Origin of the sequence: Streptomyces sp. NPDC052114 (assembly GCF_040680155.1) — a bacterium.
Taxonomy (GTDB): domain Bacteria; phylum Actinomycetota; class Actinomycetes; order Streptomycetales; family Streptomycetaceae; genus Streptomyces.
In genome coordinates this window covers 434116-446821 of record NZ_JBFAWC010000006.1, presented here as the reverse complement: position 1 = coordinate 446821, position 12706 = coordinate 434116, and the positions used below count along the sequence as shown (strand labels likewise).

Genomic DNA, 12706 nt, shown 5'->3' with positions numbered 1-12706 from the left:
TGACTTTGTGCCGCTACTGAACAAACTCGACGCCCCCGCGCCGGGGGCCACCGACCCCGACCTCCGCCGCCTGCGCATCGCCCTCACCGTCTTCTTCGCCCTCGACGGCTTCGTCTTCGCCGGTTGGGTCGTCCGCATCCCGGCCATCAAGGAGCAGACCGGCGCCTCGGCAGGCGAACTCGGGCTCGCGCTGCTCGCGGTCTCCGCCGGGGCGGTGGTCACGATGACACTGACCGGACGGCTGTGCAGACGCTACGGCAGCATCCCGATGACCGTGGTCTGCGCGGTGCTGCTCCCCCTGAGCGTGGCGCTGCCGCCCCTGACGGGGTCGGCCCTGACGCTCGGCCTCGTGCTGCTGTTCTTCGGCGCCGCGTACGGCGGGATCAGCGTGGCCATGAACAGCGCGGCCGTGGACCTGGTGCGCACGCTGCGGCGGCCGGTGATGCCGAGCTTCCACGCGGCGTTCAGCCTGGGCGGCATGCTCGGCGCGGGGCTCGGCGGCTTGGTCGCCGGGCACCTCTCCCCCACCCGGCACCTCCTCGGCATCACCGTCGCCGGTCTCGCGGTCACCGCCGCGACGGCGCCCGCACTGCTGCGGAACCCCGCGGTGCCGCGCATCCGGACGACCGCCGGCACCCCCGGCTCCTCGTCCGCCGCCGCGCGCGGCGGCGCCCACCGGCTCGACCGCCGCACCCGCGGGCTCGTCGTGGTCTTCGGTCTCATCGCGCTGTGCACCGCGTACGGCGAGGGCGCCATCGCGGACTGGGGGCCGCTGCACCTGGAGCAGGATCTGCACGCCCATCCGGGCGTCGCCGCCGCGGCCTATGCGTGCTTCGCGTTCGCCATGACGATCGGCAGGCTCTCCGGCACCGCGCTCCTCGAACGGCTCGGCAGGACCCGCACGGTGGTCGGCGGCGGCGCGACGGCGTGCGGGGGGATGCTGCTCGGCGCGCTCGCGCCCTCGACGGGCCTCGCCCTCGCCGGATTCGCCGTCACAGGGCTCGGACTCGCCAACATCTTCCCCGTGGCGGTGGAGCGGGCGGGCGCGCTCGCCGGTCCGAGCGGGGTCGCCGCCGCCTCGACGCTCGGGTACGGCGGCATGCTGGTCGGACCGCCGCTGATCGGCTTCATGGCGGACTGGTACTCGCTGCCCGCGGCGCTCACGAGCGTCGCGCTGCTCGCCGCCGCGGCCTCGCTCATCGGCTTCGCGACCCGGCACACGGAGCACGGCGAGCGTACGAAATCGGACTGACACCGTCCGGAGGCTCCACAGCGGAGTCGTTTCGTCCGCCACAATTTCCGGCATGGAGATTTCGGAGTACGCGGAAGAGCACATACGAGAGCACATAGAAGTGGTGGCCGCGGAAGGGGAGTTACTGGCCCGCGCCGCCGAGGAGGCCGGGCCCGACGCCAAGGTGCCGACCTGTCCGGGCTGGCAGGTGCGGGACCTGCTGCGGCACACGGGAATGGCACACCGCTGGGCCACCGCGTTCGTCGCCGAGCGCCACACCTCGTACCGGCTCGTGGGCGAGCTTCCCCATCAGGACGGCGACGCGCTCGTCGCATGGTTCCGTGAGGGGTACGCCGGGCTGGTCGAGACGCTGACCACCGCGCCCTCCGACGTCGAGTGCTGGACATTTCTGCCCGCCTCCTCGGCGCTCGCCTTCTGGACCCGGCGGCAGGCGCACGAGACCACCGTCCACCGCGTGGACGCCGAGTCCGCGCGCGGCGGACCCCTCTCGCCGATCGACACCGCGTTCGCCGTGGACGGCATCGAGGAACTGCTGCTCGGCTTCCACGCGCGCAAGCGGAGCCAGGTGCGCAGCGACGTACCGCGCGTGCTGCGCGTACGGGTCACGGACGCACCCGGGGAACGGACCTGGACCGTGCGCCTCTCCGAGGGGCAGCCGGTCACGGAACGCGGCGCGACGGCCCCGGCGGACTGCGAGGTGGCGGGGCCCGCGGCGCGGCTCTATCCGGCGCTGTGGAACCGGCTGCCGTTCCCCGAGGTCACGGGTGACCGCACGCTGGCGGACCTGTGGCGGGAACGGTCGGCCATCGTCATGAGCTGAGGCCGCGCGAGCGGCCGGATCCGGCGCTGCGGGCGCGGTGGGGCGCCCGTCAGTCGCCCGAGGCGGCGAGCATCCTCTTGAGGACCGCCCGCTGCACGGGCCGCACCTCGCGGTGGAGGGTGCGCCCCTTGTCGGTGAGGGAGACGCGCACGCCCCGCCGGTCCTCGCTGCACATGCCCCGCTCCACGAGGCCGTCCTTCTCCAGACGCCCGATGAGACGGGAGAGCGCGCTCTGGCTCAAGTGGACCTGCGCGGAGATCTCCTGCACGCGGAACGTGCAGCCCCCGTCGTCCGACGACCCCTCCGCCAGGACGTCGAGGACCTCGAAGTCGCTCGCCCCGAGTCCGTGCGGATGCAGCTCACGGTCGAGTTCGCACAGTGTGCGCGCATGCACCGCGAGGATGTCGCGCCATTGATCCACGAGCCCCTGCTCGGCCGTTTTCGCCGCCATGCCACCGCACGGTAGCAGAATTCCGGCTGTTTGTTGCATCGTCATTAATTGCACATGCATATACATCCGGTGCGGTGCTCGTCGAATCGCTCAACACGCCACTCCCGTAAGGCAATTGCTTGCCGCACGGGAGCACTTTCCCGACACTGAACAGATGGGACGCAGGACGCAGGGCGAGCGGGACGCGACCACCGTGGAGATCGGCTACGCCCTCTTCGTCGCCACGGGGCTCGCGGCCGTCGTGTTCCTCGCCGTCTCGGCACCCGCCGACTTCTTCGGCGTGACCTCGCCCGCCAAGGGCGTCCTGCACCGGGCCGGCCTCCTCGCCGCGGCCGCCGTCTTCGTCACGACCGTGGCGGTCATCCTCCTGCGGCACGGGCGGGCGTCCGCGCGAGCGCGCCGCCGCGCCGACCGCCCGACGACCGGCCCGGCACCGCGCCGCCCTACGCCCGCTCAGCCCAGCCAGCCCGGCCGCACCAAGCCCGACTCGTAGGCGAGGACCACGAGCTGGGCCCGGTCGCGGGCACCCAGCTTCACCATGGTCCGGCTCACGTGCGTCTTGGCGGTGAGGGGGCTGACGACAAGACGGCGGGCGATCTCCTCGTTCGACAGGCCGATGCCGACCAGGCCCATCACCTCCCGCTCGCGCTCGGTGAGGCCGGCGAGCGCGTCGGCGGCCGCCGGCTCCTTGGAGCGGGCCGCGAACTCGGCGATGAGCCGGCGGGTCACCCCCGGCGACAGCAGCGCGTCACCCTCCACCACCGCCCTTACCGCGCGCAGCAGTTCGTCCGGCTCGGTGTCCTTGACGAGGAAGCCCGAGGCTCCGGAACGGATCGCCTCGAAGACGTACTCGTCGAGTTCGAAGGTGGTGAGCATGACCACCTTCACTTCCTGGAGGCCCGGCTCCTCGGTGATCCGGCGGGTGGCGGCGAGCCCGTCGAGCAGCGGCATGCGGATGTCCATCAGGACGACGTCGGGGCGCAGTTCCCGCACCAGCCGGAGCGCCTCCTCCCCGTCCGCGGCCTCCCCGGCCACCCCGATGTCCGACTGCGCGTCGAGGAGCGCCTTGAAGCCTGCCCTGACCAGGGACTGGTCGTCGGCGAGCAGTACGCGGATCACTGGTCCTCCCGAGGTGCCGTACCGGCCCGGGGGCCGCGCCCCGCCGCCGGCGGCAGCACAGCGGTCACCCGGAAGCCGCCGTCCGGGCGCGGGCCCGCCTCGATCGTGCCATCAAGGGCCGCGGCGCGCTCCCGCATCCCGGCGAGCCCGTTGCCGCTGCCGCCCGCGTCGGCGCCGGTGGCGGGACCGTCGTCGTCGATCCGCAGGGTGAGCGCGCCCCGGTCGTGACGGACCAGCACGCGCGCGTGGCGCGATCCGGAGTGGCGTACGACGTTCGTCAGGGCCTCCTGGACGATGCGGAACGCGGCGAGGTCCGCGCCGGGCGGCAGCCTGACGGGCGTCCCCTCGGTGGTGACGTCGACGGCCAGGCCCGTGCTGCGGGCCTGCTCGACGAGTTCGGGCAGCCGGTCGAGGCCGGGGGCGGGGGCGCGGGGCGCCTCGCCCGGGGCCCGCAGGGTGTCCAGGACCTGGCGCACCTCCCCGAGGGCCTCCTTGCTCGCGGCCTTGATCGTGGTCAGCGCGGTACGGGCCTGCTCGGGGTCGGAGTCGAGCAGGGCGAGGCCGACGCCCGCCTGGACGTTGATGACGGAGATGCTGTGCGCGAGGACGTCGTGCAGTTCGCGCGCCATGCGCAGCCGCTCCTCGTCCGCGCGCCGCCGGGCCGCCTGCGCGCGCTCGGCGCGCTCCTTGGCCCACTGCTCACGGCGTACGCGGCCCAGCTCGGACACGGCGACGATCGCGACGACCCAGACGGCGACCGGGATCTCCTCGCCCCAGGAACGGGCGCCGTCGTCGCCGGGCGGCAGCCACGCGTAGAGCCAGTGCGCGATCAGCAGATGCCCGGCCCAGAGCGCGCCGACGGCTCCCCAGGCGGCCCTCCGGTGCCCGGCGACGACCGCGGCGAAGCAGCTCACGGCGACGGCCAGGAAGACCGGCCCGTACGGGAATCCGGCACCGATGTAGACCAGCGTCACCCCTGCGGTGGCGTAGGCGACGGCCACCGGGTGGCGGTGGCGCAGCAGCAGGACCGCCGTCGCGAGGAACAGCAGCACGCGGCCGAACGGGGTCAGCGCCTCGCGGCCGGGCTGGCCGTGCCCGGCGAAGCCCGAGCCGATCTGGACGAAGGCGGTGAGCGCGAGCGTCGTCAGCCAGGGCAGGCGACGGCTCTCGCCCTCTTCGGGCCCGGCGTTCCACCAGGGCGGCCCGTGCCGCCACATCGGCGGCCCGCCCCGTGCGAAGGGCGGACCTCCGGGCCTGCGTTCGTGCTGCTCGTCCATGCCGGCCACGCTAGACGGCGGGGCGCGCCGGGGGCGTCCGACGGGCGTGGTGATCACGGGTACTCCTGGGGGAGTACGCGATCCGGGAGGGGCGGGCGGCGGCGCGGCGCGAGGCAGGGCTCCGGCAACCGGATCCGCCCGGCCTCCCTGCCTCCCGCCTCCCCGCTCCCCCGGGGGTCGCCCGCAGTTCTCAGCTCTCGACCCGCAGCTCTCAGCCCTGCGGCAACAGTCCGACCCCATGGGCGAGTTGCGTCACCGCGCGCGAGAAGAACGCCTCGCGGTCCTCCACGACACGGTTGAACTGTCCGAACACCTCGAAGCCCACGAGCCCGAACAACTGCGCCCACGCCGCCACCATCGCGGTGATCACCGCCGGCGGCAGATCGGGCGCCAGATCCGCGGCGAGCCGCTCGCCCTCCGTACGCAACTCGGCGGGCAGCGGCGCCACGGCGACCCCGCGCCCCCGGTGGGCGTCGCGCACGACGTCGATCAGCAACTGCCCCACGCGCGCGGCGGCCCGAACCGTCGTGGCCGGCGCGCTGTAACCGGGAACGGGCGACCCATAGATGAGCGCGTACTCATGCGGATGCGCCAGCGCCCACTCCCGCACCGCCTCGCACACCACCGTCCACTGCCGCACGGGGGCCTGATCGACGACACCGGCGTGCGCGGCCTCGGCGGCGGCGCCGAGGGAGTCGTACGCGTCGATGATGAGCGCGGTCAGCAGGTCGTCACGGCTGGGGAAGTACCGGTAGAGCGCGGAGGAGACCATCCCGAGCTCGCGGGCGACGGCGCGCAGGGAGAGCTTGGCGGCGCCCTCGGCCGCCAGCTGTCTGCGCGCCTCGTCCTTGATCGCCGCGGTCACTTCTTCGCGGGCCCGGGCCCGCGCTCCTTTGGTGGCACTGGTGCTGCTGCTCATACGGGCCAGTGTGCCACGCAGGCGGAGCGGTGCACACATATGCGAGCGATGCTCTGAATAGAGAGCGGTGCTCCAGCCGTCCACCGCAAGGGCGGCCCCTGCCTCAAACGAGAGCGGCGCACATCTTCGAGAGCACTGCTCTTGCTTTGGAGCACCCATCTCGTGCACACTGCTCTCAAGCGAGAGCAGTGCTCTCGCAGCCTGATCCCCGATCCGCGATCCCCCGGCCCCTGATCCCCAATCCCCGCCCCCTGGCCCCCCGACTCCCCTCCTGGAGGACACCATGTCGTCGTCATCCGCCTACTACCTCAAGGGCAGCCCGCTGAACGTCCGGCTCAACAGCGTGATCGGCTGGCTGGCGCGGCACGGCGTCAGCCTGATGGGCAGCGCCGAACTCTCCGTGCGCGGTCGCAAGAGCGGCAAGATGCAGCGGATTCCCGTCAACCCGTATCTGCACGAGGGCGACCAGCGCCAGTACCTCGTGTCGGCACGCGGGCACTCCCAGTGGGTACGCAATATGCGCGTCGCCGGCGGTGGAGAGTTGCGGGTGGGGCGCAAGGTGCGGGAGTTCACCGTGGTGGAGGTGCCCGACGACGAGAAGCCGGCCGTGCTGCGCGGGTACCTGGAGAAGTGGGGCTGGGAGGTCAACCAGTACTTCCAGGGCGTGACCGCGAAGTCCTCCGACGCGGAGATCCAGGCGGCCGCCCCCGACCACCCCGTCTTCCGGATCACGGTGCGGAACACGACCAAGCGCGGCCGGACGCAGTGAGGGCGGCCCGGGGCCGCCTCGGCCCCGACCCGCCCCCGGCAGCGGCTTCCGCCGCGCCCCTAGCGATCCAGCGTGTTCAGCGCACGCCGTGCCAACGGATGCGTACGCACCAGCTCGCCCAGCGTCGTCGAGCCGCGTGTGATCTTCGCGAAGGCGTTCCACGCGGGACGGAAGCCCGTGATCGCCGCGTGCAGCACACCGGGGCGGCGCTCGAAGACCTGGAGCATGCGGCGCCCCACGCTCATCTCGACACCGAGGCCCGCCTTGATGGCGAAGGCGTAGTTCAGCGCCTGACGGCGGGCGTCCACCGCGTCGTGCGCCTCGGCGATCCGCACCGCCCACTCCCCCGCGAGACGTCCGGAGCGCAGCGCGAAGGAGATGCCCTCGCGCGTCCACGGCTCCAGCAGACCCGCGGCGTCGCCGCACACCAGGACCCGGCCGCGCGAGAGCGGCGAGTCGTCGCTGCGGCAGCGCGTCAGGTGCCCCGAGGAGATGCTGGGCTCGAAGCCGGCGAGGCCGAGCCGGGCGATGAAGTCCTCCAAGTACCGCTTGGTGGCCGCGCCTTCGCCGCGCGCGGAGATCACGCCGACGGTCAGGGTGTCGCCCTTGGGGAACACCCAGCCGTAACTGCCCGGCATGGGACCCCAGTCGATGAGGACCCGGCCCGCCCAGTCCTCGGCGACCGTCTCCGGCACCGGGATCTCGGCCTCCAGGCCCAGGTCGACCTGGTCGAGCTTCACGCCGACATGTGCTCCTATACGGCTCGCGCTGCCGTCGGCGCCGATCACCGCGCGGGCAAGGACCGTCTCGCCGCCCTGGAGCACGACGGCGACGGTGCGCCGGTCGGGCACCTCGGGGCCGTGCTGCTCGACGCGCGCGACGGTGACGCCGGTGCGCAGCTCGGCGCCCGCCTTCTGCGCGTGCTCGACGAGCTGCTGGTCGAACTCCGGGCGGTTGATCAGCCCGAAGAGCATCTGCCGGGAGCGGCGGGTGCGGGTGAACTTGCCGTCGAGGGAGAACGTGACCGCGTGCACCCGGTCCCGGAAGGGGAGCTCGAAACCAGGCGGCAGGGAGTCGCGCGAGGGGCCGATGATGCCGCCGCCGCACGTCTTGTAGCGGGGCAGTTCGGCTTTCTCCAGGAGCAGCACGCGGCGTCCCGCGACCGCCGCCGCATAGGCCGCCGAGGCCCCGGCGGGGCCGGCTCCGACCACGACCACGTCCCACACGTACCGGGCGTCGTCCGCTGAGTTCTCGCTGCTCACGTTGGTCTACCGCTCCTGATCCCGCTGTTGGCCGCGCTTTCCTCAGGCATCCTACGGCGGAGGCTCGCGGCTCCCTCCTGTGGGAGGATCACATGTACCCACACGTACAACGTCGCACCTACGAGGAGCGTGCCCATGTCGCGGAATCCGATCGCCGAGACCGTCGCCTCACTGATGCCGAAGGCGAAGGCGGAGCTCACCGAACTGGTGGCCTTCAAGTCGGTGGCGGACTTCGAGCAGTTCCCGCGGAGCGAGAGCGAGGCCGCCGCGAACTGGGTGGCGGACGCGCTGCGCGCCGAGGGCTTCCAGGATGTGGCGCTGCTGGACACCCCGGACGGCACGCAGTCGGTGTACGGCTTGCTGCCGGGCCCCGAGGGCGCGCCGACCGTCCTGCTGTACGCGCACTACGACGTCCAGCCGCCGCTCGACGAGGCCGCGTGGGTCTCGCCGCCGTTCGAGCTGGTCGAGCGCGACGGCCGGTGGTACGGCCGGGGCAGCGCCGACTGCAAGGGCGGTCTCATCATGCACCTGCTCGCGCTGCGCGCCCTGAAGGCGAACGGCGGTGTGCCCGTGAGCGTGAAGGTGATCGCGGAGGGCTCGGAGGAGCAGGGCACGGGCGGTCTGGAGCGGTACGCGGAGGAGCACCCCGAGCTGCTCACGGCCGACACGATCGTCATCGGTGACGCGGGCAACTTCCGCGTGGGTCTGCCGACGGTGACGTCGACGCTCCGCGGCATGACGCTCGTGCGCGTCAGCGTCGACACCCTCGAAGGGAACCTGCACTCGGGCCAGTTCGGCGGCGCCGCCCCGGACGCGCTGGGCGCGCTGGTGCGCACGCTGGACTCCCTGCGCGCCGAGGACGGTTCGACGACGGTCGACGGCCTGACGAGCGACACCGTCTGGGACGGACTGCAGTACGAGGAGAGCGACTTCCGCAAGGACGCCAAGGTCCTTGACGGTGTCGAGCTGATCGGCGAGGGCACGGTCGCGGACCGGATCTGGGCGCGTCCCGCCGTCACGGTCCTCGGCATCGACTGCCCGCCGGTGATCGGCGCGACGCCGTCGGTGCAGGCGAGCGCGCGGGCGCTGATCAGCCTGCGGGTGCCGCCGGGCGTGGACGCCGCCGAGGCGACGAAGCTGCTCCAGGCCCACCTGGAGGCGCACACTCCGTGGGGCGCGCAGGTGCGGACGGAGCAGATCGGGCAGGGCCAGCCGTTCCGCGCGGACACCACGAGCCCGGCGTACGCGGCGATGGCCGAGGCGATGGGCGAGGCCTACCCGGGCGAGGAGATGCAGTACGCGGGGCAGGGCGGCTCGATCCCCCTGTGCAACACGCTCGCGTCCCTGTACCCGAGCGCGGAGATCCTGCTGATCGGCCTGAGCGAGCCGGAGGCGCAGATCCACGCGGTCAACGAGAGCGTGTCGCCCGAGGAGCTGGAGCGCCTCTCGGTGGCCGAGGCGCTGTTCCTGCGGAAGTACGCGGCGAGCTGACGGAGCCACGCGGCGGGCCGCGCCGCCCCGGGCAGCGGTGCTCTGCCCACAGCTAAGGAGCCTCGCCTTCGGGCGGGGCTCCTTCTTATGGTCGGCGCATGGACGTGATCGAAGTGCTTCCCGAGCTGCACATGCTGCGCTTTCCCGTCGGCCAGGCCTATCTGTGGCGCGACGGCGACGAGTTGACCCTGATCGATGCCGGGGCGGTCGGCGCCGGGGCGGAGATCGCCCGTGCGGTGACCGGGCTGGGCCTGCGCCCCAGGGACGTACGACGGATCGTGCTGACGCACTTCCACGAGGATCACGCGGGCGGCGCGGGCGAGTTCGCGGCGCTCAGCGGTGCTCCGGTGTACGTGCACGCCTCGGACGCGCCGTTCGTGCGCGGTGAGGCGGTGGGTCCGGAGCCGGTGTACGAGGACTGGGAGATACCGATCCACGCCGCGGCGAAGGAGCTGCTTCCGCCGGCACCCGAGGATCCGGTGCTGCCCGGTGAGATACGGGAGGTGGCGGACGGCGACGTCCTGGACTTCGGCGGGGGCGCGCGGGTGGTCGGTGCGCCGGGGCACACGGCCGGCAGCGTCGCCGTCCATCTGCCCGCGCACGGGGTCCTGTTCACGGGTGACGCGGTGGCCGCGTCACCCGTGGACGGCCAGGTGATACTCGGCGTGCTGAACGTGGACCGCGAGCGGGCGATCGCCTCGTTCCGGCGGCTGGCCGCGCTGGAGCACGAGGTGGCGTGCTTCGGGCACGGGGGCCCGGTGACGGAGCGGGCTTCGGAGGTGCTGCGGGCCGCCGCGGACGGCTATCCGTCGAGCCCGTCCGTGGGGGCGCCCGCCTCCAGGTAGAGCGTGGTGCCGCGCTCGCGTGCGCGCAGGGCCCAGCGGAGTCGCGCGTAGCGCACGGCGGGCAGCAGGTCGGCGGCTTCCTCTTCGGTGACGAAGCGCCAGGCGCGCAGTTCGGGTCCGGGCAGCAGCATGCGGACCCCGCCGCCGTCGAGTCTGCCGCCGTCGAAGAGCAGCCGCATCCCTCCGTAGCCGGGCGGGATGGGCGGCTCCCAGTCGGCGACCAGCAGGCGCGGGGTCCCGGTGAGCCGGATGCCGGTCTCCTCCGCCACTTCGCGCACGCCCGCGCGCGCGGGCGCCTCGCCCGGTTCGACGACGCCGCCGGGGAACTCCCATCCGGCCTTGTACGTCGGGTCGACGAGCAGCACCCGGTCGCGCTCGTCGAAGAGGAGCACTCCGGCGGCGAGGGTCTCCGCGGTGGGCTGCGGTGTCTGGACGATGTCGCAGACGGGCGCGGTGCCGGTACGGACGGCGTCGGCGAGGCGTTCGGCGGTCTCGTACGGGGTGAGGTCGCTGGTGTCGACACGGTGGGCGTCCGCGGCGAGCCAGCCGGTGAGGGCGCTGCGATACGGCTCGATGTGGTCGAAGGACCACTGCCGGATGCGCATGTCCCCGTCGGGCAGGTCCGGGGGCAGGTCGCGGGCGGATATGCGGGCGCGCAGGATCGTTTCATCCGGGGCGAGCAGGACATGGCGTACGGCGATCCTGCGCGAGGCGAGTCCACCGAAGATCTCGTCCCGGTACTCCTGGCGCAGCAGTGTCATCGGCACCACGAGCACGCCGCCGACCTCGGCGTGCAGCGCGGCCGCCGTGTCGACGACGAGCCGGCGCCACATCGGCAGGTCCTGGTAGTCGGTCACCTCGGCGAGGTGCTTGGGCGGCAGCAGATGGGTCAGAGCGCCACCGATGACCTCGGGGTCGAAGAGCGTGCTGTTCGGGATCAGCTCGATCAGTTCCCGTGCGGCGCTGGTCTTGCCCGCACCGAACGCGCCGTTGATCCAGACGATCACGGTTCCCCCTCTTCCGTAGGCCCCCTGCTGGTGCCGGACCCTGTGGTTGGCCCCCTGTGGCTTGCCCGCAACACCCTGCCACGGAAACCAGACGCTGATAGGAGAGGAGGTCCCACGGCCGATCCCGATGTCAAGTGTTGCGCAATGAATTCACCCCAATGAGTGGCGCGGCGCTTCCGTGAATCGTTCCCGCACTCCAGAGTGCGCCGGTCCCCGCTAGCGTTGCTGACAGGCGCCCCAGCCCCCGGTGGCCTTCCGACATGGCACTCCGTTGTAGCGCGCCCTCTCATGGGCACGCAGCGTCCGCGCTGGGGGGATGGATGCGGCAGGACCAACTGAGCGAATACGCACGCGAAGAGTCCGATCAGCCTCCTCGGGTGTACGGGCTCGGCCGCGCCATCGTGGTCGAGCTGCACGGCGAGATAGATCTCGCGGCCTATCAGCGAACGGTTCCCCTGCTGGACTCCGTGGCCGCGGGCCCGGAACCGATCGTGGTGGTCGACCTCAGCAAGGTCGACTTCTTCGACTGCTCCGGGGTCGCCCTCCTGATGCGGGCCCGTCGACGTGTGAGACACCGGGGTGGCGAGCTGCGCGTCGTCTGCTCGCACCCCCTGACCCTGCGCATCCTGCGCGTCACCAACCTCTCGACGGTCCTGTCCCCGGCACCGACGCTGGGCGCGGCGCTGCTCGAACCGCACGGCGAGGGCTGACGCGACCGGAGGCCGACCCGGTCAGCACGACCAGCGGGGCCGACGACGGGAACGTCGTCGGCCCGGCGACCGTGAGCCGATCCGCGCCGGGCGGTGTCAGCCGGTGCGCAGCGGTCTCCTGCGCGGCTTCGCGGGCTCGTGGCGACGCTGGTAGTGGTCGCGCCAGGCCGGTGTCGCGGCGCCACCCATGACCGTCATCACGACGTCGTGGGCGAGCGAGTCCGTGACGGGCAGATGGCCGAAGAGCACCCGGTGGTAGGTCGTGGCGCCGAGCATGTCCAGGAGCAGGTCGATGTCGGCGTCCGGCCGGATGTCGCCGCGCTCGACGCCGCGCCGCAGGGCCGCCTCGGTGGTGCTCCGCCGGGGGCGGAAGATCGTCTCGGTGAACACCCGGTCCAGCTCGGGGTCGTCGGCCAGTTCGGCCATCAGCGCGGGGAGCGTACGACGGCCCAGGCTGCCGCCGAACGCGCGGCTGAGCGTGCCGATCCCCTCGATCAGATCGCAGTGCGTGCACCCTGTGTCGGGCGTCGGCGCCGTGCTCATCATGTCGGCCAGCGCGGCGATGACGAGGCGCTGCCGGGACGGCCAGCGCCGCCGGATGGCCGGTTTCGTCGTGCCCGCGCGCCGCGCCACGGCCTCCATGGTCAGAGCGGGATATCCGGCTTCCTCCAGCAGTTCCTGAGTCGCCGTCAGGATCGCCTCGTCGAGCCGGCCGTCGCGAGGGCGGCCCGCGGGACGTGCGGCGCGGGCTGCGGGATCGGGGGTTGCCATGGGAGGGAGTATA

General features: G+C 72.7%; 14 protein-coding genes. 7 read left to right on the top strand and 7 right to left on the bottom strand.

Annotated elements, in window-relative coordinates:
• The first annotated feature begins 7 nt into the window (after positions 1–7).
• Positions 8–1252 (top strand): MFS transporter, encoded by a 1245-nt coding sequence (locus AB0L89_RS16470; RefSeq protein WP_365140878.1) that lies wholly within the window; start codon positions 8–10, stop codon positions 1250–1252.
• Positions 1253–1304: 52 nt separating this feature from the next.
• Positions 1305–2072, top strand: a complete 768-nt coding sequence (locus AB0L89_RS16465; protein WP_365140875.1) for a maleylpyruvate isomerase family mycothiol-dependent enzyme — start codon at positions 1305–1307, stop codon at positions 2070–2072.
• A 49-nt stretch (positions 2073–2121) separates the two neighbouring features.
• Here the strand turns inward: AB0L89_RS16465 and AB0L89_RS16460 are convergent, their stop codons facing one another.
• Positions 2122–2523: a MarR family transcriptional regulator gene (locus tag AB0L89_RS16460; protein ID WP_365140872.1), complete on the bottom strand. Its 402-nt coding sequence runs from the start codon at positions 2521–2523 to the stop codon at positions 2122–2124.
• A 154-nt stretch (positions 2524–2677) separates the two neighbouring features.
• Here AB0L89_RS16460 and AB0L89_RS16455 point away from each other — a divergent pair, with 154 nt between their 5' ends.
• The gene (locus AB0L89_RS16455) at positions 2678–3016 is read left to right on the top strand and encodes a DUF6332 family protein (protein ID WP_365140869.1); all 339 of its coding nucleotides are present in this window, start codon (positions 2678–2680) and stop codon (positions 3014–3016) included.
• Here AB0L89_RS16455 and AB0L89_RS16450 read toward each other — a convergent pair.
• From AB0L89_RS16450 to AB0L89_RS16440, 3 genes are all read right to left on the bottom strand, one after another.
• Entirely contained in the window at positions 2977–3642 is a 666-nt protein-coding gene (locus AB0L89_RS16450; RefSeq protein WP_365140866.1) for a response regulator transcription factor, read from the bottom strand. The two genes, AB0L89_RS16455 and AB0L89_RS16450, sit on opposite strands and share 40 nt — an antisense overlap.
• Positions 3639–4919, bottom strand: a complete 1281-nt coding sequence (locus AB0L89_RS16445) for a sensor histidine kinase (protein WP_365140863.1) — start codon at positions 4917–4919, stop codon at positions 3639–3641. The genes AB0L89_RS16450 and AB0L89_RS16445 overlap by 4 nt, the downstream gene beginning before the upstream one ends.
• A 211-nt stretch (positions 4920–5130) precedes the next feature.
• Positions 5131–5838 (bottom strand): TetR/AcrR family transcriptional regulator, encoded by a 708-nt coding sequence (locus tag AB0L89_RS16440; RefSeq protein WP_365140860.1) that lies wholly within the window; start codon positions 5836–5838, stop codon positions 5131–5133.
• A gap of 283 nt (positions 5839–6121) precedes the next feature.
• Here AB0L89_RS16440 and AB0L89_RS16435 point away from each other — a divergent pair, with 283 nt between their 5' ends.
• Positions 6122–6607, top strand: a complete 486-nt coding sequence (locus AB0L89_RS16435; RefSeq protein WP_365140857.1) for a nitroreductase family deazaflavin-dependent oxidoreductase — start codon at positions 6122–6124, stop codon at positions 6605–6607.
• 59 nt (positions 6608–6666) lie between these two features.
• On the opposite strand, the gene AB0L89_RS16430 is transcribed toward AB0L89_RS16435, so the two are convergent.
• The gene (locus AB0L89_RS16430; protein ID WP_365140854.1) at positions 6667–7869 is read right to left on the bottom strand and encodes a geranylgeranyl reductase family protein; all 1203 of its coding nucleotides are present in this window, start codon (positions 7867–7869) and stop codon (positions 6667–6669) included.
• Positions 7870–8004: 135 nt separating this feature from the next.
• Here AB0L89_RS16430 and AB0L89_RS16425 point away from each other — a divergent pair, with 135 nt between their 5' ends.
• Positions 8005–9360, top strand: coding sequence for a dipeptidase (locus AB0L89_RS16425; RefSeq protein WP_365140851.1), 1356 nt, complete (start codon positions 8005–8007; stop codon positions 9358–9360).
• A gap of 98 nt (positions 9361–9458) precedes the next feature.
• Positions 9459–10205 carry an MBL fold metallo-hydrolase gene (locus tag AB0L89_RS16420; protein ID WP_365140848.1) on the top strand — a complete coding sequence of 249 codons (747 nt, stop codon included), beginning with the start codon at positions 9459–9461 and terminating at the stop codon, positions 10203–10205.
• Here the strand turns inward: AB0L89_RS16420 and AB0L89_RS16415 are convergent.
• Entirely contained in the window at positions 10163–11212 is a 1050-nt protein-coding gene (locus AB0L89_RS16415; protein ID WP_365140845.1) for an NUDIX domain-containing protein, read from the bottom strand. The genes AB0L89_RS16420 and AB0L89_RS16415 overlap by 43 nt on opposite strands.
• A gap of 377 nt (positions 11213–11589) precedes the next feature.
• Here AB0L89_RS16415 and AB0L89_RS16410 point away from each other — a divergent pair, with 377 nt between their 5' ends.
• Positions 11590–11922, top strand: a complete 333-nt coding sequence (locus tag AB0L89_RS16410) for an STAS domain-containing protein (protein WP_365140842.1) — start codon at positions 11590–11592, stop codon at positions 11920–11922.
• A 96-nt stretch (positions 11923–12018) separates the two neighbouring features.
• Here AB0L89_RS16410 and AB0L89_RS16405 read toward each other — a convergent pair whose 3' ends face one another.
• A complete protein-coding gene (locus tag AB0L89_RS16405) occupies positions 12019–12693 on the bottom strand; it encodes a TetR/AcrR family transcriptional regulator (protein ID WP_365140839.1) in 675 nt (224 codons plus the stop codon).
• Between the last annotated feature and the right edge of the window lie 13 nt (positions 12694–12706).